At 70.5% G+C, this 24,853-nt stretch carries 20 protein-coding genes; 11 read left to right on the top strand and 9 right to left on the bottom strand.

Annotated elements, in window-relative coordinates; translation table 11 throughout:
* The first annotated feature begins 186 nt into the window (after positions 1-186).
* Positions 187-8,028 carry a DUF7507 domain-containing protein gene (locus tag AC3ANN_RS12780; protein ID WP_488337776.1) on the top strand — a complete coding sequence of 2,614 codons (7,842 nt, stop codon included), beginning with the start codon at positions 187-189 and terminating at the stop codon, positions 8,026-8,028.
* On the opposite strand, the gene AC3ANN_RS12775 is transcribed toward AC3ANN_RS12780, so the two are convergent.
* Together AC3ANN_RS12775 and AC3ANN_RS12770 are read right to left on the bottom strand one after the other, a co-directional pair.
* Complete coding sequence (locus tag AC3ANN_RS12775) at positions 8,025-8,771, bottom strand: SDR family NAD(P)-dependent oxidoreductase (protein WP_488337775.1); 747 nt, start codon at positions 8,769-8,771, stop codon at positions 8,025-8,027. The two genes, AC3ANN_RS12780 and AC3ANN_RS12775, sit on opposite strands and share 4 nt — an antisense overlap.
* Positions 8,772-8,780: 9 nt before the next feature.
* On the bottom strand, positions 8,781-9,827 hold the full coding sequence (locus tag AC3ANN_RS12770; protein WP_488337774.1) for an ATP-dependent DNA ligase: 1,047 nt from the start codon (positions 9,825-9,827) through the stop codon (positions 8,781-8,783).
* A 180-nt stretch (positions 9,828-10,007) separates the two neighbouring features.
* On the opposite strand from AC3ANN_RS12770, the gene AC3ANN_RS12765 reads away from it, so the two are divergent.
* Positions 10,008-10,532: a DUF6325 family protein gene (locus tag AC3ANN_RS12765; protein WP_488337773.1), complete on the top strand. Its 525-nt coding sequence runs from the start codon at positions 10,008-10,010 to the stop codon at positions 10,530-10,532.
* 1 nt (position 10,533) lies between these two features.
* The gene (locus AC3ANN_RS12760) at positions 10,534-10,686 is read left to right on the top strand and encodes a hypothetical protein (RefSeq protein WP_194409268.1); all 153 of its coding nucleotides are present in this window, start codon (positions 10,534-10,536) and stop codon (positions 10,684-10,686) included.
* Positions 10,687-10,755: 69 nt separating this feature from the next.
* On the opposite strand, the gene AC3ANN_RS12755 is transcribed toward AC3ANN_RS12760, so the two are convergent.
* The 4 genes from AC3ANN_RS12755 to AC3ANN_RS12740 all read right to left on the bottom strand — a co-directional run bounded on the left by AC3ANN_RS12755 (position 10,756) and on the right by AC3ANN_RS12740 (position 16,567).
* Positions 10,756-13,704 carry a helix-turn-helix transcriptional regulator gene (locus AC3ANN_RS12755; protein WP_488337772.1) on the bottom strand — a complete coding sequence of 983 codons (2,949 nt, stop codon included), beginning with the start codon at positions 13,702-13,704 and terminating at the stop codon, positions 10,756-10,758.
* A gap of 52 nt (positions 13,705-13,756) precedes the next feature.
* Complete coding sequence (locus AC3ANN_RS12750) at positions 13,757-13,957, bottom strand: hypothetical protein (RefSeq protein WP_488337771.1); 201 nt, start codon at positions 13,955-13,957, stop codon at positions 13,757-13,759.
* Between the two features lie 130 nt (positions 13,958-14,087).
* Positions 14,088-15,239, bottom strand: coding sequence for an AI-2E family transporter (locus AC3ANN_RS12745; RefSeq protein ID WP_488337770.1), 1,152 nt, complete (start codon positions 15,237-15,239; stop codon positions 14,088-14,090).
* A 62-nt stretch (positions 15,240-15,301) separates the two neighbouring features.
* Positions 15,302-16,567 (bottom strand): acyl-CoA dehydrogenase family protein, encoded by a 1,266-nt coding sequence (locus AC3ANN_RS12740; RefSeq protein ID WP_488337769.1) that lies wholly within the window; start codon positions 16,565-16,567, stop codon positions 15,302-15,304.
* Positions 16,568-16,699: 132 nt separating this feature from the next.
* Here AC3ANN_RS12740 and AC3ANN_RS12735 point away from each other — a divergent pair, with 132 nt between their 5' ends.
* The gene (locus AC3ANN_RS12735) at positions 16,700-16,870 is read left to right on the top strand and encodes a hypothetical protein (protein ID WP_488337768.1); all 171 of its coding nucleotides are present in this window, start codon (positions 16,700-16,702) and stop codon (positions 16,868-16,870) included.
* A 243-nt stretch (positions 16,871-17,113) separates the two neighbouring features.
* Here the strand turns inward: AC3ANN_RS12735 and AC3ANN_RS12730 are convergent, their stop codons facing one another.
* Complete coding sequence (locus tag AC3ANN_RS12730) at positions 17,114-17,800, bottom strand: TetR family transcriptional regulator (protein ID WP_488337767.1); 687 nt, start codon at positions 17,798-17,800, stop codon at positions 17,114-17,116.
* Positions 17,801-17,826: 26 nt separating this feature from the next.
* Complete coding sequence (locus AC3ANN_RS12725; protein ID WP_488337766.1) at positions 17,827-17,994, bottom strand: hypothetical protein; 168 nt, start codon at positions 17,992-17,994, stop codon at positions 17,827-17,829.
* Here AC3ANN_RS12725 and AC3ANN_RS12720 point away from each other — a divergent pair.
* The 4 genes from AC3ANN_RS12720 to sucD all read left to right on the top strand — a co-directional run bounded on the left by AC3ANN_RS12720 (position 17,993) and on the right by sucD (position 21,823).
* A complete protein-coding gene (locus tag AC3ANN_RS12720) occupies positions 17,993-18,715 on the top strand; it encodes a hypothetical protein (RefSeq protein WP_488337765.1) in 723 nt (240 codons plus the stop codon). The two genes, AC3ANN_RS12725 and AC3ANN_RS12720, sit on opposite strands and share 2 nt — an antisense overlap.
* Positions 18,716-18,889: 174 nt before the next feature.
* Positions 18,890-19,639 carry a glycosyltransferase family 2 protein gene (locus AC3ANN_RS12715; protein WP_488337764.1) on the top strand — a complete coding sequence of 250 codons (750 nt, stop codon included), beginning with the start codon at positions 18,890-18,892 and terminating at the stop codon, positions 19,637-19,639.
* An 86-nt stretch (positions 19,640-19,725) separates the two neighbouring features.
* On the top strand, positions 19,726-20,892 hold the full coding sequence (gene sucC / locus AC3ANN_RS12710; protein ID WP_488337763.1) for an ADP-forming succinate--CoA ligase subunit beta: 1,167 nt from the start codon (positions 19,726-19,728) through the stop codon (positions 20,890-20,892).
* Between the two features lie 28 nt (positions 20,893-20,920).
* On the top strand, positions 20,921-21,823 hold the full coding sequence (gene sucD / locus AC3ANN_RS12705; protein ID WP_488337762.1) for a succinate--CoA ligase subunit alpha: 903 nt from the start codon (positions 20,921-20,923) through the stop codon (positions 21,821-21,823).
* 139 nt (positions 21,824-21,962) lie between these two features.
* Here sucD and AC3ANN_RS12700 read toward each other — a convergent pair whose 3' ends face one another.
* Entirely contained in the window at positions 21,963-22,187 is a 225-nt protein-coding gene (locus AC3ANN_RS12700; RefSeq protein WP_488337761.1) for a tautomerase family protein, read from the bottom strand.
* A gap of 56 nt (positions 22,188-22,243) precedes the next feature.
* On the opposite strand from AC3ANN_RS12700, the gene AC3ANN_RS12695 reads away from it, so the two are divergent.
* The 3 genes from AC3ANN_RS12695 to AC3ANN_RS12685 all read left to right on the top strand — a co-directional run bounded on the left by AC3ANN_RS12695 (position 22,244) and on the right by AC3ANN_RS12685 (position 24,843).
* A complete protein-coding gene (locus AC3ANN_RS12695; RefSeq protein WP_488337760.1) occupies positions 22,244-22,684 on the top strand; it encodes a nitroreductase family deazaflavin-dependent oxidoreductase in 441 nt (146 codons plus the stop codon).
* Between the two features lie 72 nt (positions 22,685-22,756).
* On the top strand, positions 22,757-23,275 hold the full coding sequence (locus AC3ANN_RS12690) for a hypothetical protein (RefSeq protein WP_488337759.1): 519 nt from the start codon (positions 22,757-22,759) through the stop codon (positions 23,273-23,275).
* Complete coding sequence (locus tag AC3ANN_RS12685) at positions 23,272-24,843, top strand: polysaccharide deacetylase family protein (protein WP_488337758.1); 1,572 nt, start codon at positions 23,272-23,274, stop codon at positions 24,841-24,843. The genes AC3ANN_RS12690 and AC3ANN_RS12685 overlap by 4 nt, the downstream gene beginning before the upstream one ends.
* Positions 24,844-24,853: the final 10 nt, after the last annotated feature.

Genomic DNA, 24,853 nt, shown 5'->3' with positions numbered 1-24,853 from the left:
AGGGCGGTGCGTTCACGCAAACAGCGTGATGCGTCCGGTGTCGTCCGGTGGGATCTTGGGCAAGAATGCCGGGCGGCGACCTGAGCCGACGGTCTTCCATGGGGGAGGAACCGAATGCGAGACAGGTGGCGCGGCACACGGGCCCGTAGACGCGGGCAGCGGCAATCGGGCGGACTCATTGCCGCGATGCTGACGTCGGCCGCCGTGGTCGTCAGCCTGATCGCGCCCATTGCACAGCCGCCCGCCGCGTGGGCTGGCCCGGGAAGCTCGGCGACGGGAACCGTCTGGCGCGACGCGAACCTCGACGGCGTGCGGGATGCCGGGGAGTTCGCTGCAGCCAACACCACCGTCCAGCTGGTCAACGCCACGACCGGCGCCGTCGTCGCCACCACGACGACCGACAGCGCGGGCGCCTACGAGTTCGCGAACATGGCGGACGGCGGCTACCGGGCCCGCGTCGTCGCCCCCAGCGGCATGATCTTCCCCACTGCGATCGCGGGTGACAACGCCTTCGTGCGAGAAGGGCAACCCGCATCGGGGCAGCCCGAGGTCGGCAGGAGTTTCCCCTTCACGATCCAGGGCGGAACCGCCGTCGTGCTCGACGCGGGCATGCAGCCGATGCCGCGGCTCACAATCGAGAAGGCGGTGCTGGGCGACGCGTGCGACGGGTTTGCCGAAACGGGCGACGCGCCCTGGGACCCCCAAGACGGTCCGGGGCTCGACTCCGGCCCAGGCAACTGCGTCGTGCGTACCGGTGATGACGTCCGCCAGCAGTTCACGGTGGGTGCGAACAACCTTCCGACAGATGCTCAGGTCCCGAACGTCGTGGTCGAGTTCGATATCACCACCCCCGACGGTGCTGACCTCGAGCTGACCGGACCCGAGCCCGGGGGACTGCCGACAGGCTGCCTCTCGGCCGATCTCGGTGTGGACCCTCCGTCGAGCGCGACGCCGCTGCCGGGCGGCGGCTTCCGCATCACGTGCAACGTCGGCACCATGACGAATCAGAACGCGATCGTCGAGGTGTTCTACCGGTTCACCGAGTCCACCCCCGTCCCCGCACACGCCGAGATCACGGCACGCGCGTACGCCGCGCAGGGGCACGCGGTCGCTTCGGGCGAGGTGAGCGGTCCGCTCGTCGAGGTGACGGCGCTGCCGCAGTGGGACATCAGCAAGACGCTCATGACGGCGCCGACCGCCACGACGTGGGACGGCATCCCCGGATTCCTCGTCGACTACGACATTCAGATCGCCGACATCTCGGATGGGCTCGGCGGTGCCGAGCTGGAATGGCCGGTGGAGTTCGTCGACCGACTCTCCGCATTCCCGAACGCGTTGATGATCACGTGCCGGCGTAGGACCGAGGTGGTGAACAGCAACTGGGACGTCTCGTGCCCCGAGCTGAGTACGCCCGGTGACCATGTTCCGCAGGGTGCCGACGGCTGGGACATGACCCTCGCGCCTCGAAACCAGACGGGGATCGAGCAGGGTGCCGGTGTCGTGGTCGTCCGGGTGTTCGTGCCGCGGGAGGACGCCTACCGCACCCTCGATCCGGACTGGGAGGCCGGCGATCCCCTGCCGGAGGGCGTCATCGACTGGCAGAACCAGCTCGCCGACAGTGACGGCTGGGCGATGAACGGCGGACAGCTCAACAACGGCGACGGCTTCGAGCCGGGCTGGAACGGCGAGGAGGCGAGCGGCAACAACGTCGTCAACCACTCACTGCCGCTGACGACACCGACGGTCGATGTCTCCAAGTGGCGCGATCAAGGGCCCTCGTACGCGACACGCGTCATCGACGGCGTCGCCGTCCCGGGCTACGTCGTGCGCTACCGGTACTACATCTCGGTCAACAACCCGAACCTGCTCGCTCGGTGGGTGGACGCGCCGGTGTCGATCACCGACGTGCTGTCGTATCAGCGCGACGGTGACACCGAGTGGCGAGAAGACGCCCACCTGATCGGCTGCACGTCGAATATCTCTCCGGGCTCGCTGTATCAGCGGGGCACGGTGAGCTGCCCGGCCCTCGGGGAGCAGCCCGATGGCGGATGGGACGTCACCTACTCGGTGAACGCCAACGGACTGAACCAGGGCCTCGGCTCGTGGGCGATGTCGTACTTCATCCCGATGGACGAGGTGCCACCGGGGACGTGCGTGGGCACGCGCGACTTCTTCGAGGTCCGCAACGAGATCCGTGGCACCGAGTCGTGGACGGTCAACGGCGCACCGATCAACGGCAACGGAGCGCAGCCGGGATACGAGCCGGGATGGGGACCCGAAGAGATCGCCGCCGATCTGGCGTCAGGGAACAACCTCGCACTCGAGAACCTGAGCGGCGTGCGCCCCGCGCCCGACTGCGGAACGTGGACCGGTGTCAAGCAGTACTACGTCGTCGCCGGGGGCGAGGGCAACTTCAACTTCATCAACCCGGGCGACGTGATCGGCTCGCGCGTGCAGGTGACGGCCTCGACCGATGCGGTCACGGCGACCGACATCGTGCTGTGCGACGTGTTCGATGTGTCGACGATGCAGATCTACGGCAACCCGGTCGCTTCGCCTGTGCGCCCGAGCTACGACCCGCACCTCTCCACCGACCTCGACGCGGCGGACTACGTGATCGAGTACGCCATCGGCTCCAATGTCGTCGACACGCAGGCGGGCGCTGATCAGCGCGGCGTCGACTCCACGCAGAACGCGGCCGATGTCGCGAGCTGCAAGGACGATCCCGTGCGCGTGTGGACGACGGACCCCGAGGCCGCGTTCGGCCCCGACTGGCGCGACCAGGTCAACATGGTGCGCGCGCGCCCGGTCGCCGCCGGCACGATGGAGACCGGGCCGTTCACCCACCGGCTGCAGATCCCGCTGCAGGTTCGCCACTTCTACAACGGCGGACCCAACGCGGGCGAGATCCCCCCGAGCGGCATCCAATTGCACAATGGCGGTGGTTGGACCGACCGCACCGGCGCGACGTGGGTAACGGGCTCCGAGCGACGGCCCATCAACGTCCGCACCGACGGATGGAAGAACTACACGAACGACAACGGCATGCCGTGGAACGGCGGGTGGACCTTCGCGGGGCAGCTCGTCCGGTCGGACGTTGCACTGAGAAGCCTCGATGTCGGCAACGCGCCCATCGACGACGACGGGCCGGCGATGGTCGAGCCCACGGTTTGCGACGTGTTCGACGTCTCGGTATTCCGTCTCGAGAGCTCGTTCATCCTGATAGCGAACGGCCTCAACACCGCGGACTATGTGATCGAGTACGCGATCGGCTCGAACGCGGTCGATACGCAGGTGGGTGGAACGAACGCGGTCGACCGGTCATCGATCGTCGCCGACGTGACGGGATGCCGCGACCATCCCGGGCCGTGGGTCACCGACCCCGCCGACTTCGGCCCCGACTGGGCGAACCAGGTCAACATGATCCGGGTGCGCCCCGTCGTCGAGGGGCACATCGAGTACGGCAACTTCCAGCTGAGCATGCGTTCGTTCCTGCGTCCGCGCGGCGTCTACAACGGCGGCCCGAACGCCGGTGAGGTGATCCCGCAGGGGACGCGGCTGTCGAACACCGGAGGGTGGTCGACCGGTGACGGAAGCGGCTGGAACATCATCGAGCGGGAGATGAACTTCAACGCGATGTCGCTCCAGGTCGGCAAGACGGTCGAGCGCGCGCAGTACCTGCCGGGCGAGACCGCGATCTGGAACTTCTCGCTCAGCATCCTCAATGGCGAGGCGGGCGTCGGCGCCGTGATGGATGGCGTTCGGCTCATCGACACCATCCCGGCCGGGCTCACCTACGACGCCGCGTGCACGACTGCCCGACTCCCCGCGGGCGTGGTGGCGACGTACGACCCGATCACGAGGCAGATCACCTTCGATGTCGGCGACATCGTGGTGACGCAATCGCCGACACAAAGCGTTTACACGGCTGCCGTTCCGCTGCAGCTGTGCACGACGGTGTCGCAGCTCGCGCAGCCCGGCGACACCTTCGTGAACGGGGTGCAGGCCACCGCTGAGAACTCCGCCAACGCGCCGACCGCACAGGCGTCGATCCGCGCGACCGGCGCGGGCCAGCTCGGTGTCGACAAGGACGTCGACAAGCCGTACGTCGCGAGCGGCGAACGGTACGCGTGGTCGATCGACTGGGCGAACACGTCGCAGAACATCTCGTTTCTCCCGGTGGACGTGATCGACGTGCTGCCGTGGGTCGGTGACGGCGAGGACGGCGCGCTCTCGGAGCGCATCCAGTTCGGCAGCGACTACACCGGCACCGTCCGCATCGAGGGTCCGCTCGCCGCGCCCGTCTACCAGCGCGGCGGTCAAGGCGCCGTCCCAGGCACGTGGTACTACGCCACGGCCGACCCGTCGACGATCGACCACAATCCGCAGCCGTCGATCCACGGCGGCCCGGAGGCGAACGACGATCCCGACGATCCGGGCGGGCTCTGGCTCACCGCCGCCGAGATCGAGGCGGGCGGCGGGTTCGCGGCAGTCACCGCGGTGCGATTCGTCTCGGCGGGTCCGCTCCCGTCACAGTCGCGGGTGCGGGCCTCGATCCCGTCGGTGTCGACGACGACCGACGTCGGCATGCTCTACGTCAACCGCGCGCAGATCTATTCCGAGACGTTCCGCCTGCAGCCGCTTCTGTCGAACGAGCCGTACGTGCAGATCCCCGGCTTCTCGGTCGGCGACCTGGTGTGGCTCGACCGGATCCCCGACGGACGCTACAACGCGAACGAGGACCGCGTGCTGCCGGGCATCACGGTGCAGCTGCTGAACGCTGCCGGTGACGTCGTCGCCACGCGCGTGACCGACTCGAACGGGCGCTGGTCGGTGGACGAGCTTCCTCCCGGGGAGTACCGCGCGCGCATCCCTGGCGAGATGTTCCAGGACGGTGGTCCGCTCGCCGAGTACGTCGTCTCGACGGTGGGATCGAATCCGGCCAACGATCAGAACGAGAACCGCTCGAACAGCAACACCGAAACACCCGACCCGGCGTCGACCGGGCTCACCAGCTCTCCGATCACGCTCGCGTACCGGTACTCGACCGGCGCTGATCCCCGGCTGACGGGCGGCAACGGCCCGCTCAACGAGGATGTCGCGCAGCTCGCACCACCCCTCGTGACGCCGGACTTCACGAACTTCACGATCGACCTCATGGTGAACGAGGATCCGTCCATCGACATCGAGAAGGCCACGAACGCGGTCAACCCGCGCGATCCGATCCCCACGGAGGATGCGGATGTCGCGACCGGCCCATACATCGCCCCGGGCAGCACCGTGACGTGGACGTACCTCGTCACCAACACCGGCTTGTCCGACCTATACGACATCACCGTGACCGATGACCAGGTAGACCCGGTCGACATCGACTGCGACGGCACCGGCAGCAACGTCATCCCCGGTCCACTGCCTTCGCTCGGCACTGTCCTCTGCGTCGCGACGGGAACCGCCGAGCCGGGGCAGTACGCCAACCTCGGCACGGTCGACGCGCTCGGGCCGCCGGCGGTCGACGAAAACGGGGACCCGCTCCCACGCGAAGAGGTGACCGACGAAGACCGGTCGCACTACTTCGGGGCCGAGGCATCCGTCGTCATCGAGAAGGCGACGAACGGACGGGATGCCGATCTGCCGGTCGACGCGACACCCATCGCCGTCGGCGGCGAGGTTGTCTGGACGTATGTCGTGACCAACACCGGCAACGTGGATCTCGAGGACCTCGTGGTGACCGACGACATGCTCGACGCGAGCGAGATCGACTGCGGCGACGGCGACAACACCGTCGGAGGACCGCTCGCGCCTGGCGAGTCGGTGACGTGCGAAGCGCGCGGCGTCGCCGAGGCGATGCTCTATGCCAACACCGGTCTGGTGGTGGCCAACCCGCCCTTCGATCCCACGACTGTTCCGCCCGAGGTCGCCGCTCCGGTGAGCGACAGCGACCCGTCGCACTATGTCGGGGTCGCCGTCGACATCGAGAAGTCGACCAACACGGTGGACGCCGACGACCCGCGCGGTCCGCTCATCGCCCCCGGCGATCCGGTCCACTGGGAGTACCTCGTGACGAACACCGGCGCGGCGGACCTGCACAACCTCACGGTGACCGATGACCGCGTCGACGCCCTCGATATCGACTGCGGCGACGGGACGAACATCGTGACGGTCCCGCTCGCGCCGGGAGAGTCGTTCCGGTGCCATGCCACCGGGACCGCGGGCGAGGGCACGGACCAGGGCGGACGTTACGCGAACCTCGGCACGGTCACCGCCGAGGGACCGGTCGTGCTCGACGGCGACGGCGAGCCGCTGCCGCCCGTCGAGGTCGGCGACGAGGACTGGTCGCACTACTGGACGTCGTCTCCGGAGGTCGACATCGAGAAGTCGACGAACGGTCAGGACGCGGATGCCGCGCCGGGGCCGCTCGTGACCATCGGCAGTGAGGTCAGATGGACGTATGTCGTGACCAATACCGGGCCGCTCGAACTCTTCGACGTGACCGTCACCGACGATCGCGTCGACCCGGCCGACATCGACTGCGACGGCACGGGTGGCAACGTGATCGACGGGCCGCTCGCGCCGGGCGAGAGCTACGAGTGCATCGCGACCGGCATCGCGATCGGGGGCCAGTATGTGAACCGCGGCGAGGTCACCGCCGTAGGACCCGAGACGACCGGCGTCGACGGTGCCCCGGTGCCGGGCGCCGAGGTGGAGGACGGCGACCCGTCGCACTATCTCGGCGCGGAGCCCGCGGTCGACATCGAGAAGGCGACGAACGGGGACGATGCCGACGTGCCCACGGGCCCGGTGGTCGCTGTCGGAGGCCCGGTGGAGTGGACGTACGTCGTCGAGAACACCGGCAACGTGTCGCTCTTCGACATCGTCGTGCGCGACGACCGGGTGGCCCCCGGCGAGATCGACTGCGATCGAAGCGGGTCGAACGTGATCATCGGACCGCTGGCGCCGGGCGCCTCCGTGACCTGCGTCGCGGCCGGCGTCGCGGCGGCGGGGCAGTACGCCAACCTCGGCTCGGTCACCGCGGTCGCGCCGCAGACCTTCGACGCGTCCGGCGAGCCGGTCCCACCCGTGACCGTCGCCGATGAGGACTGGTCTCACTACTTCGGCGCGAATCCCCAGGTCGACGTCGAGAAGCACACGAACGGGCACGACGCCGATGACCCCACGGGGCCGTTCGTGGCCGTGGGCGGCGCGGTTCGCTGGACCTACGTCGTGACCAACACCGGCAACGTCGAGCTCACTGACGTCATCGTGACGGACGACCAGGTCGCCGCGTCCGAGATCGACTGCGGCGACGGCACGAACCTCGTCGCCGGTCCGCTCGCGCCCGGAGGAAGCTTCGAGTGCGTCGCCTCGGGTGTCGCCACGCCGGGCCAGTACGCGAACCTCGGCACTGTGACGGCCCTGGGGCCTCCGACAACGGATGTCGAGGGTGAACCCGTGCCGCCCGCAGAGGTCGATGACGAGGACTGGTCGCACTACTTCGGTCCGGTCCCTGCGGTCGACATCGAGAAGCACACGAACGGCGAGGATGCCGACGAGCCCACCGGACCGTCCGTTCCGGTCGGGGGTGGCGTCACCTGGACCTATGTCGTGACGAACACCGGCAACTCCGACCTGTTCGACGTGACCGTGACCGACGATCAGGTCGCCGCCGCAGAGATCGACTGTGGCGCAGGTGCGAACGTCGTCGCTGGGCCGCTCGCGGCGGGCGAGTCGATCGAGTGCGTGGCTCGCGGGGTCGCGGTGGTCGGCCAGTACTCGAATCTCGGCACCGTGGTCGCGACGCCGCCCGCGACCGTGGACATCGAAGGTAACCCGGTGGCGCCGTCGGGCACGGTGACCGACGCGGATCGGTCGCACTACATCGGCGCGCCGCCTCCCGCCGTCACGGGAGATCTTCCGATCACGGGCGGTCAGTTGAACGCCGCTGTCTGGCTGTTCGGTCTCAGTCTTCTACTGACGGGCGGGGTGCTGTTCGGCGTCGCCCGCCGCCGCCGGTCCCGTGCCGCCGGCTAGGCGCTCTCGGGGTCGGGACCGAGGGCTGCCCGCCCGCCGTCGACGGGCAGGATCGCACCGGTGACGAAGCCGGACTCGGACGACAGCAGGAAGGCGACGACCCGGGCGACGTCGGCGGGGTCGCCGATGCGGCCGAGCGGATGCAGGGCGGCCATCTGCGCGTCGGCCTCGGGGTGATCGCGGCGGTAGTCCTCGTAGCGGGCCGTCGCGATCGAGCCCAGCGCGACCGCGTTGACCCGGATGCCCTGCGGGGCGTGGTCGACGGCGGCCGCTCGCGTGAGCCCTTCGATCGCGGCCTTCGCGGTGGCGTACGGCAACGCGCCGCGCACGGGGCGCTGAGCCTGATGCGATGAGACGTTCACGATGGCGCCGGGCCGCGAGTGCGACAGGAAGTGCCGCACCGCGGTGTGGCATCCGACCAGCGCCAGATTGAGGTTCAAGGAGATCAGCTCGCCGATCTGCGCGGCGGTCGTGGTCGCGAGGCCGGCGTCGCGGAAGATCGCGGCGTTGTTGACCCAGCCGCGCAGCTCGCCGTGCGTCTCGGCGAGCTCTGCCGCGGCTGCGGCGGCCACCGGGTCACCCGCATCGGCCTGGAGGTGTTTCACCCGCTCACTCGCACCCGACGCGGGTGCGAGATCGAGGTTGACGACGTGACCGATCGCCGAGAGATGCTCGGCGATCGCCGCACCGACGCCGCCGCTGGCGCCGGTCACGACGAACGATGGCCCGACCACGCCGTCCATGGTCCGGCCTCAGACCAGGACGTCGGCGAGGTCGTAGGCGGCGACGACCTCGAGCTGCTCGTACGTGCATGAGCGCGGGTCGCGGTCGGGGCGCCAGCGCTCGAACTGCACGGTGTGGCGGAACCGCCACCCCTCGAGCTGGTCGTAGCGCACCTCGAGCACGCGCTCGGGCCGCAGCCTGACGAACGACGAGTCCGCCCGGCCGGCCTGGAACCGGGACTTCTCTCCCTCCCCGCGGAGCGCCTCGCCCGAGGCATCCCGTTCCACCAGTGGTGCCAGCTCGTCGATGAGCTCGAGCCTGCGGGCGTTGCTCCACGCCGCGACGCCGCCCACCGGGTACAGCGTGCCGTCTTCGCCGTACAGGCCGACGAGCAGCGAGCCCACACCCTCGCCCGACTTGTGGATCCGGTAGCCGAGGGCCACGACATCCGCCGTCCGCGCGTGCTTGATCTTGAACATGGTGCGCTTGCCCGGTGCGTAGGGCTGATCGAGCGGCTTCGCGACGACGCCGTCGAGACCCGCGCCCTCGAACTCGGCGAGCCAGCGGCGGGCGAGGTCGGGGTCGTCGGTGGTGCGGGTGACGTGGACGGGGTGGGGCACATCGTGCAGCAGATCGACCAGGGTCTCGCGCCGCACCGCGAACGGCTCGCCCTGCAGGTCGCGGTCGCCGACGGCGAGCAGATCGAACGCGATGAACATCGCCGGCGTCTGCTCCGCGAGCATGTCGACGCGGGATGCCGCGGGGTGGATGCGCTGCGACAGCGACTCCCAGTCGAGCCGGCGCCGGCCGTCACGGTCGATCGGGACGACGATCTCGCCGTCGATCAGGCACGGCTCGGGAAGAAGCCTCGCGAACGCCTCGACGAGCTCCGGGAAGTAGCGGGTCAGCGGCTTCGCGCCGCGCGATCCGATCTCGACGGTCTCGCCGTCCCACGAGATGAGGGCTCGGAAGCCGTCCCATTTCGGCTCGTAGCTGAGGCCTCCCGGCACCTTGGCCGGATCGGGCACGTCCGGCACGGACTTCGCGAGCATCGGCGCGGGGATGTCGTACGGCATGGGGTCCATCCTGCCGCGCCCCGCCGACGCCCGCGAGGGGCGGGACCGGCGAGCCCCCGCCGATCCGCGCCGACTTCACACAGATCGCGTGAACTCTGCCGGAGACGCCCGCAGAGCATTGCCCCCCGGCATCCGTCGCATGAGACTGATGCTGCCCGCACCGAAACGAGAGGGACACCCATGGCAGAGACTGAGAACGACGGCGGCGAGGCTCTCGACGCCGAGGTGGACGAGCTCGAGCTCGCCGCCGACCTGGCGGTGGCCGAGATGATCGAGGCCGACGAGGAGCTGGGACCGATCGACTACATGGTGGTCGAGTTCCCCGCGGGCCAGAGCACCTTCACCGGCGAAGCCGCCGAGGAGCTCGCCCTGCTGGCCGCGGGCGGCACCGTGCGCGTGCTCGACCTCGTGATCGTGCACAAGAACGAGGACGGCTCGATCGAGGTCGACGAGTTCGAGGACCTCGGTGACCTGGGCCTGCTGGGCACGATCGAGGCGACGCTCGCCGAGGTGCTGGCCGAGGAGGACCTCGTCCACATCGCGGCGGCCATGGAGCCGGGCAGCACCGCCGGCGTGCTGGTGTGGGAGAACACGTGGGCAGCGCCGTTCGCCGTCGCCGTGCGCCGCAACGGCGGGCAGCTCATCGCCTCGGGCCGCATCCCGACCCAGGCGCTCATCGCGTCCATGTCGAACGAAGGAGAATGACATGCCGATCGGAATCGGACGCGTCGGACGCGTCGGAATGATCGGCCGGCCCGTCGCCCGCACGGCGGCGGTCGTCGGCACCGCGAAGGTCGTCTCGAACGGCATCGACCGTCGGCAGGACCGGCGTCAGGATCGGCGCGAGCGCCGCTTCTGAGCACAGACGCTTCACGCGTGTGAACGGATGCCGCGGCCCCAGGCCGCGGCATCCGTCTTCGCATCCGGGTCAGGTGGCCGCCGCGTACAGTGCGGCCGCTTCGGCGCGGTTCGCGGCTCCGATCTTGGCGAGGATCGCCGACACGTGCACGGACGCCGTCTTTGGGCTGATGAACAGCCGTCGTCCGATCTGGGCGTTGGTCAGGCCCTCGGCCACGAGCTCGAGCACCTGCAGCTCGCGCGGGGTGAGCGCGACGAGCGTCGAGCGGGTGTCGGCGTCGGGGTCTGCGCCGATGCCCGCGCGTGCGGCGAGCTCGTCGGCCCACCGGCCGACCCGTCGGACTCCGTGCTCGGGAGCCTCGATCGCGACGCTCCGCAGCAGCGCACCCGCCCGCTCGCGCTCACCGAGCTCGAGCAGCGTCGAGGCGAGGAGGCATCGGGCGATGTGCCGGTGCCAGACCGGCAGCGCCACGCCGGGCTCCAGCTCGTCCACCAGCTCTCGCCACAGCTCGGCCCGCTGCGTCACCGGCGCGGCGCCCGCGTCGGCGAGCAGGGCGCGCACGAATCGAGCGAAGACGGGGGCGACGCCGCGGTCTGGCCACGAGTCCGAGATCGTGGCGAGGCGCGCGTGCGCCTCGCCGGGCGGTGCACCGGTTCCTGCGAGCACGAGGGCCGCACTCAGCGCGGCGTGGCGCCGAAGCGTCGGCGGCGAATCCCCTTCGGCCACCTCGAGCGCATCGCGGACTGTCTCGTCGACGGTGACGGTCCCTACGCCCCCTCCGCGCAGCGCCGGCGCGCCGCGCGGAGCCTCCGGGCGTGGGGCCCCAGCCGGGTCGCCGAGTCCGCGCAGGGTCACGAGCGCATCGGCCCGATCGACCACCCACGCGCCGCGCTTGTTGGGGTGGGTGCGCAGCTGTTCGTCGATCGCGGACTTCTCGGACGACAGCAGCTGCGCACGCGCAGCGGGCTCGTCGTTCCAGGTGAGGTGAGTGGCGATGAGGCGCGTGACCGAGCCGCGTGCCGCCTGGTCGCTGAGCCGCCGAGCGCGGCGGGCGAACCGCACGCCCTCCTCGGCGCGCCCGATGTCGAACAGGGCCCGCGCGAGCGAGTACGCGATCGACGAGCCCGAGCCGCGCTCGATGCCCGCGCGGACGACCTCCGCGTAGTGCTGCTCGCCGACCACGACGGCCTCGTCGAAGTGCCCGAGTCGAACGAGCAGGTCGATCTGCGCCGCGCCCGCGTAGGCGCGAAGAGCCGGGTCGAGCCGCAGAGCGGCCGCTCGCTCCAACGGCGCGAGTGCGCTGGGCTCGTCGTCTTCGTCGTCGGAGATGCGCCAGGACTCGACAGTCAGCGCGACGCCGAGCGCCGCGTCGTCGCCCACCTCCTCGGCCAGCGCGATCGCCCGCTGCGCATGCGCGCGCGCGTCGTCGCCGTGCTCGGTGATCGCGACATTCGTGAGCACGCGCGACAGCAGCGCCTGCGCTCGCTGGTCGTCCTGGCCCTCCAGCAGCTGGATCGCGGCGTGCAGGTCTTCGCGACGGTCGCGGTGTCCGAGGTTGAACACCTCGACGAACCGCTGGCGCAGCAGCGCCGCCTGCGTGACGGGGTCGTCGGGGCAGACGGCGAGGCCCTCGTTCGCCGACCGCAGCGCCCGCTCCGCGTCGCCGAGGTCGTGCCAGGCCTGCGCGGCCTCGAGGTGCAGTTCGGGGAGTGTCGTGCCCGACCGGGCTGGGGCATCCGGAACCTGATCCCACAGCTCGGTGAGCCGTTCGCCGAGCTTCGCGGACGTCGCCGGCGAGTAGCGCGCGCGGGACTGGCGCAGCGCCTGGACGGTGGCGTCGAACGCCGCAGGAAGGTCGCGGGCCGCGAGCCAGTGCTCTGCGATGGCGGATGCCGCATCCGGCGCGTCCCCGCGTTCGCGCAGGCACTCCGCGTACCGCCGGTGCACGCGCACGCGCTCGCTCGGCAGCATCTCGCCCTCGACGGCCTCGCGCGTCAGCGCATGGCGGAACGAGTAACCGGCGCCGTCCGCGAGGATCACTCGGGCGTCGATCGCCTCGCGCAGCGCCTGGTCGAGCGCGCGGTCGTCGAGCGGCGAGATCGCCGCCAGCACGTCGTGGTCGACCTGCATCCCGCCCGCCGCCATCGTGCGGACCGTCTGCTGCGCGCCGTCGCCGAGGCGCGTGTACCGTGCCAGCACCAGTTCGCGCAGCGTGTCGGGCAGTCCGCGGTCGCCGAGGTCGACGAGCTCTTCGACGAGGAACGGGATGCCGCCGCTGCGCTCCGCGAGCGCGTCCACGACGCGCGGGTCGAGGCCGTCAGCGAGCTGCGCCACCTGCTCGGCCACCTCTTCGGGGCTCAGCCGTTCGACGTCGACGCGGACGATCGCGCGCGTGCGATCGAGCTCCGCGAGCACGGGGCGCAGGGGGTGGAACCGGTCGATGTCGTCGGAGCGATAGGTCGCGACGATCGTCAGGTGCCGGCCCCGAAGCGTGCTGGCGAGGGTCTTCAGGAGAGCCATGGTCGAGGCATCCGCCCACTGCAGGTCTTCGATCACGACGACGACGTGCCGGTCCTGCGAGAGCCGCTCGAGGAGCACCTCGATCGCCTCGGCGAACTCTCCTGCCGGATCCTCGGTGTCGTGGGCCTCGGGGGAGATGCCGGGGACGAGCGCCGCGAGACTCGCGATGACGGCCGTCGATCCGGCCGCGGTGCGCAGCGCATCGGCGCCGACGACTGCGTGCAGGTCGCGCAGCACACGCCGGATCGGCCCGAACGGCGCGCCGATCGGGCCGAGGTCGACGCACTGGCCGACCGCGACCACGAGCGGCAGGGCGCCGCGGCGCGCGGCGGCCTCGGTGAGGAACTCCTGGACAAGCCGGGTCTTGCCGATTCCCGCCTCTCCGCGCACGACTATCGTGCGCGGGTGTCCGTCGGCGCCCGCGCCGAACGCCTCGACGAGCGTGGCGAGCTCGTCCTGGCGTCCGACCATGCGGGGCGTCGACGCGAGTGCGGGCATGCTCATATGCTCGCACCCGCGCCCGACGTCGGCGAGGGGCTCATCGCACGGGTCACGACGACGGGCCCGCGAGGGCGAGACCCGCCGGGGCGCATGCCGGCTCGGGGCTGCGGGTCGCGGATACCGCGTCGACCGTCCGAGGTTCGTCCGAGGCCACGCGCTCGGCGCGCTGCACGCGGCGCCGGTTCTCGAGCTGGAGGTCGGCGAACCGCTGGTCGGCGAGCCGCTGGGCGGCGAAGGTCATGGCGTCCATGGGAGTCTCCTGACCCGGAACGCGGTGTTCCGGACAGCTACGACTCTCGTCGCTGAGGCCCCTCGGCCTCATCGGACGAATGCCCTATGTCGTGGCCGCGACCGCCCTATTTCCGCAGCGATCGCCGCCCCTAGGACTCGATCGGGAGCTTCGGCCGCGCCCACCGGGCCGGCAGCGCGGGGCCGTCCCACACCTGGATCGCGCCCCACGCGGCGGCCGCGATCGGAACGGCGAGCACCGCGCCGACGATCCCGCCGAGCACGGTGCCGACGGTCAGCGCGACGAGGATCACGAACGCGTGCAGCTTCATCGACCGGCCCATGAGGTACGGCTGCAGGAAGTTGCCCTCGAGCTGGTTCACGAGCACCACGACACCCACCACGAGCAGCGCGGAGACCCAGCCGTTCGCGACGAGGGCGACGAGAGCCGCGACGGCGCCGGCGAGCACCGCACCGACGATCGGGATGAAGGCGAGCAGCAGCACCAGCACCGAGAGGGGGATGGCGAGCGGCACCTGCAGGATCAGGAGCCCGATGAGGATGCCGACGGCGTCGACGAGGGCGACCAGCGCCGTGCCGCGCACGTACGAGCCGAGCACGCCGACCGTCTTGTCGCCGATGCGGCGCGCCCGCACGTAGTGCTCGCCGCGGAATGGCCGCAGCAGGAACTCCCACATCTGCGGGCCGTCCTTGAGGAAGAAGAACAGGATCGTCACCATCAGCACGAAGCCGGTGACGAAGTTCGCGACGGCGCCCACCCCCGCCAGCGCCCCCGACCCGAACTGCGCGCTCGTGACGAAGTCGAGCACCGACGCGAGCCACTCGTCGAGCTGCGCCTGGTCGGGCGCGAACGGCAGCGTCTGCATCCAGGCGATGACGGCCTCGATGCCCTCGACCGCCTGCGCGTACAGCTCGTCCCACTGATCCCGCACCGCCCACACGATGAGCCAGCCGATGCCCGTCAGCAGCAGCACGATCGTGAGCAGCGTCAGGACGGTCGCGAGCAGCGCGGGAACCCCGCGGCGCCGCATCCACCCCATCACCGGCGCGAACGCGCATGCCAGGATCAGCGCGATCACGAGGGGGATCGTGACGAGCGTGAGCTGCTGGATCGCGAAGATGATGCCCGCGGCGACGGCGACCACGACGATGATCTGGATCGAACGGATGCCGAGCCGGCCGAATCCGTCGGCCCACAGGCTCCACGGGGGCCGGGTGGCCATCGGCTCGACGTCGTGCGATTCCAGCCGCACCGTCTGCGGGTCCTTGCGGAACAGTCCCATGCTTCGAGGCTAACGACGAGCCGGCGCGAGACCCGGCGGCTTGCCGAGCCGCCGCCGACCCGCTATGCGAACGCGCTCATTCCGGTGATGTCGCGGCCGATCAGCAGGGCCTGCACGCTTTCGGTGCCCTCGTAGGTGTGGATCGCCTCGATGTCGGCCATGTGCTGCATGACGCCGTTCTCGAGGAGGATGCCGTTGCCGCCGAGCAGGTCGCGGGCGATCCCCGCGATGCGGCGCGCGGCGCGCGTGTTGTGGTACTTCGCGAGGGACGCCTGCGTCGGGCGCAGCTCTCCGCGGGTCTCGAGGTCGGCCATGTGGCGGCAGTACAGCTGCATCGCTGTCAGCTCCTCGAGCATCTGCGCGAGCCGCTCCTGCACCATCTGGAACTTCGCGAGCGGCTTGCCGAACTGCACGCGCTGCTGCGAGTACGCCAGCGCCGCCTCGTAGCAGGCGGTGGCGTGGCCGAGCGCCGACCATGCGACGCCCGAGCGCGTCGAATACAGCACGGTCGAGGCATCCTTGAAGCTCTTCGTCCCCGGCAGGACGGCATCGAGGGGCACGCGCACGCCGTCGAGGGTGATGTGGGCCTGGTGGATGCCGCGCAGCGAGGCCTTGCCCGCGATCACGGTGCCGGTGTAGCCGGGGGTGTCCTGCTCGACGAGGAAGCAGCGGACCGAGTCGTGGTGCTCGTCGCCGGGGGAGTCCACGCGCGCCCACACGAACGTGATGCCGCCCGATGCGCCGTTGCCGATCCACTTCTTGGCACCGTCGAGCACCCACTCTCCGCCGTCGCGGCGGGCCGTCGTCTCGAGCGAGACCGAGTCCGAGCCGTGGTCGGGCTCGGTGAGGGCGAAGGATGCCGGAACCTCGCCGCGGGCGACGGGCTGCAGCCACGCCTCCTGCTGCGCAGGGCTGCCGAACAGCGCGAGCGTGCGCAGGGCGAGTCCACCCTGGACGGCGAGCACGGTGCCGAGCGAACCGTCGCCGCGCGAGATCTCCATGTTCACCAGGCCCGCGGCGAGCGGTGAGACGCGCGTGAGCGAGGGGTGGTCGATGCCGTCGTTGAAGAGGTCGAGCGCGCCCGCGCGCATAGCGAGGTCGAGGGGGTACTCGGCCTTGTCCCATGCGTCCTGCATGCGCGTGCCGACCTCGTCGATGTACGCCTGCGCGCGCTCCCACGCGTCGCGGTCGGCCTCGGGGATGTCGGCGAACACAGCGTAGTAGTCGGTGCCGAGACGTGTCGTGACGTCGTAGCCTTCGACGCTCTGACCGGGGCGGGGCTGGAACTCGGCCACGATGGACTCCTGACGATGGTGCGGATGCGGCATCCTGAGTCTACTGAAACTCAATGCCGCGCTCCATAGGACTCAGTCTCATCCGCGCGAGAGGGGATCGGCGCTGCGGAATCTCCGCCGCACGGGGGAGGCGGCACCAGGTCCGACGCTCGTACGCTCTCACGCATGACCGACAACGCATTCAAGCTGGGAGACGACGTCTTCACACCTCGTGCACGGGGCACCGTCATCGATGTGCGGCCCACGCCTTCGGGCAAGTGGGTCTTCGGAGTCGAGGACGGCGACGGAGAGGTGGGCTACTTCACAGGCAAGGCTCTGCGGATCGCGGAGAACTAGCGACCACCTTCGCCCGCGCGCGCGAATCGACGACGACGGGCTGGGGACCGCACCTGGTCGAGTCGTCGTTCACGACCATCGAAGTGCCGCCCACCGACAGCAGACCACGCGAGCGTGGCGGGAGAGACAGCCGCGCGCGGCACCCGTGACGATGGCGTTTCGGGTCATCCGTCGTTCTCTCGACTGCCGCGACGGTGCGGCCACTGTCGATCCACGCACGGCGCGACGCCGCGCCGACGGGTATCAGTCGTCGAGGCGCTCGCGCAGGCGACGCGCGACCTCGGCCGTCGGCATCGCGCGCGGGAAGACCGCCACCACGACCTCTTCTTCGGCTCGGCCGGCTCCCTCGGGGAGCACGCCGAAGCGGCGGCGTGCATCGTCGAGAGCCGATCGCAGCACCGACACCGGCACCTTCTTCGACCCTCGCAGGAGCTTGCGCAGCACGTGATTGTGGATCGCGGTGACCAGCGCCGCGAAGCCCACCGCGTCGAGCGGGTCGAGACCCGGCAGCGACGCCCGGAGGTACTCGTCGAACAGTCGCTCGTAGCGGAAGACCGTCACGATCTCGCGATCCCGCAGGGCGGGCACACCGCGCACGACGGTGTAGCGCCGGCGGGCGAGCTCCGGGTCGGCGGCGAAGTGCGTGTATACGAGCAGGGATGCCTCGCAGACGGCCGCCCACGGGTCGGCATGGGGCTGCGCGAGGAAGTCGCGGAGCCGCTCGAGCTGCACCTCGTGATCGGCGAACACGACGTCCTCCTTGCCGCCGAACTGGCGGAAGAAGGTGGACCGCGAGACTCCGGCGGCGTGGGCGATCTGCTCCACCGAGGTCTGGTCGAACCCCTGCTCGGCGAACAGCTCGAGCGCGGCGGCGATCACGGCCGCGCGGGGCGCAGCCTGCGAGGCGGGAGCGGCAGCGGTGTCGGACATCTCGGAGGAGAGCCTATCTGTGATCCTCAGGGCCGTTGCCTCGTGAATCGGGTGATCAGCCGGCGGCGTGACGGGAAGGGCTCAGAGCCCGTCGAGAGCGTGAACGATGCCGAAGCCCTGATCGGCGCCGGGGCGACGGCATCCGCGGCGTCGGACGCTGCAGCGAGATTCACCTCGGGATAGATTGCTGCCATGGACCGAGTGTCCGGTGATCTCGCAGCTCGTCTCGCGGCGGTCGAGACGAAGTTGTCGAGCCTGGCGGGCCGAGCACTGAGTGGAATCTTCGCGGCGATCCTCCTCGTGCGTCGACCTCGGCCGATTCACCCGCGCGGCGTCGAACTGAAGGGTGAGGTCTCGTGGCTCGGCAGGTCGCAGTCGGGCATCCGATGGATCGATGATCCTCCGGCCGGACCGGTTCCCGTCCGCGCTCGGGCATCGCGATCGGTCGGATTTCCCGCGCCGTTGCCGGACATCGTCGGGCTCGCGATGCGTTTCGACGCCGAGGGTCGCGTGGGAGACCTCGAGCTCGCCTCGACGGGGACGGGTGTTCCGGGCCGCTACGGCCTGCTGCTGCACGGATCGCCCTCGCGCGCGCACCTGAGCACGCTCCTTCCTTATCTCGGCGACCGCGGGCCCATCCTCCTCGCCGCTCGAACGATCGCGCCGCTGGACCTGCCCACTGCGCTGCCGGCCCTCGCGATGCGTCTGCAACGTGACTCCTGGCGCCTTCGGCTGTACGCCGCGACACCACGGGGGCCGTGGCATCCGTTCGCTGACGTCGTGCTGCGCGCGACACCCGGCGGGGGCGACAGTCCGCTGCGCTTCGATGCGGGCCGACGCCTGCTCCCCGGGGCGCGTCTGCCCGGATGGGTCCACGCCGTGCGGCAACCCTCCTACGACCTCGTCCAGCGCTGACCCTCACACGACCCCGCCGCCTCAGCCCCGCGTGTACTCGGCACGCACGACGCCCGATTCGTACGGCGCGATGACCGACGATCGCAACGCCCCAAGCTCCGCGGGGCGGTACCGGGCGAGTCCGGCGATGTCAACGGGCTCGGCTCCACGGAGTCCGCGCGTAGCGTCAGAGGGGTGATCGGTGAGCGGACGAGTCTGAGTGTCGTCATCCCGGCCCGCGACGAAGCAAGACTCCTCGGGGCGTGCCTGGACGCTTTGGGCGCTCAAACGGACCCCGTGGACGAGATCATCGTGGTCGACAACGGCTCGACCGACGGCACTGCCGCCGTCGCCCGCTCACGGGCGGGCGTGATGGTCGTCTCCGAGCCGCGACCAGGCATCACGTTTGCGCGGGGCACGGGCATGGACGCGGCGACGTCCGCCGTCATCGCCCGAATCGATGCGGACACGCTTGTCACCCCCACCTGGGCGCGCGCGATCCGAGGCGCATTCGGGAAGGATCCCGAGCCTGCCGGCCTCGCCGGTCCGGCAGGCTTCACCCGACTCTCGTCGGGCCACCGCGTGGTGGGTCGAGGGGCGTACAGCCTCTTCCGAGCGGTCCACGAGGTCATGATCGGCAGTGGCCCTGTGATGTACGGCCACAACATGGCGGTGACCCGCGCGGCGTGGTCCGGCATCCGGGATCTCGTGACGAACGGGGATCGCGCGATCAGCGAGGACCTCGACGTGACCTTGGCTCTGCTGCACACGGGGCGGAGGATCGCGTACGAGCCGGGCATGCTCGTCACCATCGGCGTGGAACGCACGCTGGGGCTTCGTAAGCTCGCCGGGTACCACCGAACCAACCGGTTGACGATGGCGAAGTACGGAGAGCGCCCAACCCATGGCGCGTCGCTGCGGTCCGGAGCGTTCAGCGAGCGGTAGTAGGCTGGGGGACTGGTCGATATCTCGACGTCAAGACGCTTTTCGCGTCGAACCACCCCCATTCGCCACCTGCGAAGGAATGCACTGTGGATCTGTACGAGTACCAGGCACGAGACCTTTTCGAGAAGTACGAGGTGCCGGTGCTCGCCGGCATCGTCGCCGACACGCCCGAGGAGGCGAAGGCGGCTGCCGAGAAGCTCGGCGGCGGAGTCGTCGTCGTCAAGGCTCAGGTCAAGACCGGCGGCCGCGGCAAGGCCGGCGGCGTCAAGGTCGCGAAGAGCCCCGAGGAGGCCTACGAGGCCGCCAAGGCGATCCTCGGCCTCGACATCAAGGGCCACGTCGTCAAGCGCGTGATGGTCGCCGCCGGCGCCCGCATCGCGAAGGAGTACTACTTCTCCGTGCTGCTGGACCGCGCCAACCGCTCGTACCTCTCGCTCGCCAGCGTCGAGGGCGGCATGGAGATCGAGCAGCTCGCCGTCGAGAAGCCCGAGGCCCTCGCCCGCGTCGACGTGAACCCGGGCACCGGCATCGACAAGGCCAAGGCCGTCGAGATCGCCGAGGCCGCCGGCTTCGACGCCGAGCTCGTCGACAAGGTCAGCGACGTGTTCGTCAAGCTCTACAACGTCTACAAGGGCGAGGACGCCACGCTCGTCGAGGTGAACCCGCTCATCCTGTCGGAGGACGGCGAGATCATCGCGCTCGACGGCAAGGTCACCCTCGACGACAACGCCGAGTTCCGCCACGCCGCCCACGCGCTGCTGGAAGACAAGGCCGCGGCCGACCCGCTCGAGGCGAAGGCCAAGGAGAACGACCTCAACTACGTCAAGCTCGACGGCGAAGTCGGCATCATCGGCAACGGCGCGGGCCTGGTCATGTCGACCCTCGATGTCGTCGCGTACGCCGGCGAGAACCACGGCGGCGTGAAGCCCGCGAACTTCCTCGACATCGGCGGCGGCGCGTCGGCCGAGGTCATGGCCGCCGGCCTCGACGTCATCCTCGGCGACCCGCAGGTCAAGAGCGTGTTCGTCAACGTGTTCGGCGGGATCACCGCGTGCGACGCGGTCGCCAAGGGCATCGTCGGCGCGCTGGCCGAGCTCGGCGCGACGGCTTCGAAGCCCCTTGTCGTGCGCCTCGACGGCAACCGCGTCGAAGAGGGCCGCAAGATCCTCCAGGACGCCAACCACCCGCTGGTGACCCTGGCCGCCACGATGGACGAGGGCGCCGACAAGGCCGCCGAGCTCGCCAACGCCTGACCGCCCGCCGAAATCAAGGACTAGAGAAATGTCGATCTTCCTCAACAAGGACTCCAAGGTCATCGTCCAGGGCATCACCGGCGGCGAGGGCACCAAGCACACCGCGCTCATGCTCAAGGCGGGCACGAATGTCGTCGGCGGCGTGAACGCGCGCAAGGCCGGCACCACCGTGCTGCACAAGGACAAGGACGGCAACGACGTCGAGCTCCCCGTCTTCGCCACCGTGGCCGGGGCCATCGCGGCGACCGGGGCTGATGTGTCGATCGCGTTCGTCCCCGCAGCCTTCACGAAGGCCGCGATGGTCGAGGCCATCGACGCCGAGATCCCGCTGCTCGTCGTGATCACCGAGGGCGTGCCTGTCGGCGACTCCGCCGAGGCGTGGGCGTACGCCACCGCCAAGGGGAACAAGACCCGCATCATCGGCCCGAACTGCCCCGGGATCATCACGCCCGACGAGTCGCTCGTCGGCATCACTCCGGCCAACATCACCGGCAAGGGCCCCATCGGCCTCGTGTCGAAGTCGGGCACTCTGACGTACCAGATGATGTTCGAACTGCGCGACATCGGGTTCTCGACCGCCATCGGCATCGGCGGCGACCCCATCATCGGCACGACGCACATCGACGCCCTCGCCGCGTTCGAGGCCGACCCCGAGACCAAGGCGATCGTCATGATCGGCGAGATCGGCGGCGACGCCGAGGAGCGCGCGGCCGACTTCATCAAGGCGAACGTCACGAAGCCGGTCGTCGGCTACGTGGCCGGGTTCACCGCTCCGGAGGGCAAGACCATGGGCCACGCCGGCGCCATCGTCTCGGGCTCGGCGGGCACCGCGCAGGCGAAGAAGGAGGCCCTCGAGGCCGCCGGCGTGAAGGTCGGCAAGACGCCGTCCGAGACCGCCGCCCTGATGCGCGAGATCATCGAGTCGCTCTAAGCACTCACACCAAGACGGATGCCGCAGCCCAGCGCTGCGGCATCCGTCTTCATCGTCTTACGGACACCGGCGCGCGAGACTTCACGAATGTCTTCGTCTCGGCCGGATTCGATGACATTCGTGAAGTCTCGCGGGGAAGCTAGGCGGCGCCGAAGCGTGACACCTGGCCCGCGCGGTCCGCGTCCTCGCTGGCGAGGACGCCGCCGTTCGCCACGAAGTCGGCGGCGACCTCCTCGAACATGATGCGCACGTCCTGCTGCCGGGCGCCGAGCGCCTCGACGGCGGCGCGCGTCACCTCCTCGGCGAAGCGACGGCGCTGATCGACGGTGCGTCCGGGCAGGAGCTCGACTCTGATGTTGGGCATGACTCGACGATAGGGCCCCCGGCTGGAGGCTCTCGCACACGCCCTATCGTGGAGCCATGCCGCTGACCGGAGAGTACAAGCCGTCCACGTCCGAATGGGCTCGCACCCAGGCCGAGAAGTACGAGGCGTCGAACGGGGAGAAGCACAACACCCTGCGCGGAGTGCCGATCATCGTGCTGACGACCGTCGGTGCGAAGAGCGGCGCGCTGCGCAAGACCGCGCTGATGCGCGTCGAGCACCACGGCCGTTACGCGGTGGTCGCATCCAACGGCGGAGCGCCCGAAGAGCCCCGCTGGGGCGAGAACATGCGCAGGCATCCCCACGTCGAGCTGCAGGACGGCGCCGTCAAGCGGGACTACACCGCGCGCGAGCTGTCGGGAGCCGAGCGCGACGAGTGGTGGGCGCGTGCCACCGCCGTCTGGCCCGACTACGACCGGTATCAGACCCGCACCGACCGCCGCATCGCGGTCTTCGTGCTCGAGCCGCTCGACGGCTGATCGGACGAAACCCGACCGAGGCTGAGGGGGCTGCGGCAGGTCTGCCCCTAGACTCGCCGCATCAAGGGCAGCGTGACGGGGGTTTCACGCGGCGACCTCCCCCAGCGCCGCTGGGAGATCGCGCTCGCAAGCGTCGCGGGGGTGATCGCCCTGGCCGCGGTCGCCTTCGCGGCGTATGTCGCCGTGCCGCCTTCGATGGCGAACCTCGCCAGCGAGGTGTCGGACGGCCGCGCCGAAACCCCGGTGGGCGAGGCTGCCGTGGTGGCGCCGGCGGACTGGATCGTGACGCGGGAGTCGTCGGATGCCGTCACCGTCCGCACCCCCGATGGAGTGCTGCGTGCACGCCTCGAGGCGGTCGACGCGTCGGCGGGTGAGATCGTGGCGACCGCCGCCCCGGCGAGTCCGCAGCGGACCGAGCTCCTCGCATCGGGTCTCACCGCCGTCCATGCCGACATCGAGGGCGGCCTGATCGCGGGCATCGGGTCGGGGGAGGCGGCCCCGGGCATGCGGGTGACCGTGGAGGTGGAGGGGGCCGACGCCGACGCATACCGGGCTGCCATCGGCGACCTGCTGGAAGGGATCCGTCCGTGAGGGGCCGCCGCTCGCTCGCCGTCGTGCTCGCGGCGGTTGCGGTGGTGCTCACCGCGTGCGCGCCGGCCTCGCGCGCGGACTGGAGGCCCCCGACGTGGGAGCACGGCAGCGTGCACGCCGTCTCACCCGAAGCCGAGCTCGACGCACGTGCCACGGGCTCGCTGGCGGACCGGCTGGTGCCGCTGCGGCTCCGCAACGACGTCGTCGGCATCCAGGCGCGAGTGGCGCAGCTGCCCGACGGGGCGGCGACCGCGGCGTTCAACGCGGCGGTCTTGCAGGTCGTGCGCACGGCGATCGACGCGAGAGTGGCGGCATCCGGAGCGCCCTATTCGCCGCTGGCGGCGGCGCTCCGCTCAGGCATGGCGGATCGCTCGTGCGTGCGCGACAGCACACTCCTCGCCGCCGCCGACATCCTCGCCGATCCGTCGTTCGACCCCGGCTCGGGCGCCGGGACGACAGTGCTGTGCGGGATCGTCGCGGCGTCGGGCGCGATCTTCGGCCAGCGGGTGCGGGCGGTCAGCGGCACGCCCGAGGCCGTCGAGTCGGACGTCACCACGATCGTCTACGCCGACCTGAACACCGGAGAGATCGCCACCGCCGAGGGGCTCTGGGCGGAGGGGGCGGCCGAGGCGCTCAGCGCCGACATCGTCGAGGCGCTCCGACGCGATGCCGGCGCACTCAGCCGGCGGAGCGCGTCGACGACGGACGAGGCCCAGACGGCCGCGATCCGCGCGGCCCTGGCGACGACCGTGCCGGCGCGGGACGGCTTCGTGATCACCGTGCCGGCCGGGTTCGTGGCGCCGGATCTCGCCGCGCTGGGTGTACCGGCCACCACGGAGCCTGTCTCGTACGCCGTGCCGTCGGGCGTCGCGGCAGCCCTCGTGACCCCGTTCGGGGCGAGGGTGCTCGCGGCGATCGGACAGCCGTACGCGGGGCCGGAGGTCGCGGCCGCGGGCTCGCGCGCCGTCGACTGCGCCCTCGTCCCGTGCGTGGCGCTCACCTACGACGACGGTCCGTCCTCGCATACGCCCGCGATCCTCGACGCACTCGCCGAACGGGACTCCGCGGCCACCTTCTTCGCCCTGGGCTCGAATGCCCGCGCCTACGCCGACACCCTCGCACGCATGACGCGCGAGGGGCACGAGGTCGAAGGGCACACGTGGAGCCACCCGAGCCTTCCGGGCCTGTCCGCCGCGGAGGTGCGGTCGCAGATCGTCGAGTCGACGCGAGCGCTCGAATCCGCTTCCGGTCAGCGGATCACGGCGTTCCGCCCGCCGTACGGCGAGTTCAACACGCAGGTGCTCGCGGCCGCCGGCATGCCGGCGATCCTGTGGGACGTCGACACGCACGACTGGCAGCGGCCCGCCGACGAAACGCTCATCGCGCGCGCCGTCGAGGCGCCGAAGCCGGGGTCGATCGTGCTGCTCCACGACATCCACGCGGGCACCGCGCGCACGGCCGGCGCCGTCATCGACGGACTGCGCGACCGCGGGTTCTCCCTGGTCACGGTGAAGCAGCTCTTCGGGGGTGAGCTGCCCGCCTCCGGCGCCTGGCGCAGCGCGCGCTGAGCCGCCTGTC

The organism is Microbacterium sp. STRO-2N, assembly GCF_057747775.1.
Note: the sequence above shows the minus strand (reverse complement) of the source record. Positions and strands in the feature narration are given on the sequence as shown.

What these genes read in the sequence shown, in the direction of transcription:
- AC3ANN_RS12780 (WP_488337776.1), top strand. Translation starts at nt 187, where the DNA reads ATGCTGACGTCGGCCGCCGTGGTCGTCAGCCTGATCGCGCCCATTGCA.
- AC3ANN_RS12775 (WP_488337775.1), bottom strand. Translation starts at nt 8,771, where the DNA reads ATGGACGGCGTGGTCGGGCCATCGTTCGTCGTGACCGGCGCCAGCGGC.
- AC3ANN_RS12770 (WP_488337774.1), bottom strand. Translation starts at nt 9,827, where the DNA reads ATGCCGTACGACATCCCCGCGCCGATGCTCGCGAAGTCCGTGCCGGAC.
- AC3ANN_RS12765 (WP_488337773.1), top strand. Translation starts at nt 10,008, where the DNA reads ATGGCAGAGACTGAGAACGACGGCGGCGAGGCTCTCGACGCCGAGGTG.
- AC3ANN_RS12760 (WP_194409268.1), top strand. Translation starts at nt 10,534, where the DNA reads ATGCCGATCGGAATCGGACGCGTCGGACGCGTCGGAATGATCGGCCGG.
- AC3ANN_RS12755 (WP_488337772.1), bottom strand. Translation starts at nt 13,704, where the DNA reads ATGCCCGCACTCGCGTCGACGCCCCGCATGGTCGGACGCCAGGACGAG.
- AC3ANN_RS12750 (WP_488337771.1), bottom strand. Translation starts at nt 13,957, where the DNA reads ATGGACGCCATGACCTTCGCCGCCCAGCGGCTCGCCGACCAGCGGTTC.
- AC3ANN_RS12745 (WP_488337770.1), bottom strand. Translation starts at nt 15,239, where the DNA reads ATGGGACTGTTCCGCAAGGACCCGCAGACGGTGCGGCTGGAATCGCAC.
- AC3ANN_RS12740 (WP_488337769.1), bottom strand. Translation starts at nt 16,567, where the DNA reads ATGCCGCATCCGCACCATCGTCAGGAGTCCATCGTGGCCGAGTTCCAG.
- AC3ANN_RS12735 (WP_488337768.1), top strand. Translation starts at nt 16,700, where the DNA reads ATGACCGACAACGCATTCAAGCTGGGAGACGACGTCTTCACACCTCGT.
- AC3ANN_RS12730 (WP_488337767.1), bottom strand. Translation starts at nt 17,800, where the DNA reads ATGTCCGACACCGCTGCCGCTCCCGCCTCGCAGGCTGCGCCCCGCGCG.
- AC3ANN_RS12720 (WP_488337765.1), top strand. Translation starts at nt 17,993, where the DNA reads ATGGACCGAGTGTCCGGTGATCTCGCAGCTCGTCTCGCGGCGGTCGAG.
- AC3ANN_RS12725 (WP_488337766.1), bottom strand. Translation starts at nt 17,994, where the DNA reads ATGGCAGCAATCTATCCCGAGGTGAATCTCGCTGCAGCGTCCGACGCC.
- sucD (WP_488337762.1), top strand. Translation starts at nt 20,921, where the DNA reads ATGTCGATCTTCCTCAACAAGGACTCCAAGGTCATCGTCCAGGGCATC.
- AC3ANN_RS12700 (WP_488337761.1), bottom strand. Translation starts at nt 22,187, where the DNA reads ATGCCCAACATCAGAGTCGAGCTCCTGCCCGGACGCACCGTCGATCAG.
- AC3ANN_RS12695 (WP_488337760.1), top strand. Translation starts at nt 22,244, where the DNA reads ATGCCGCTGACCGGAGAGTACAAGCCGTCCACGTCCGAATGGGCTCGC.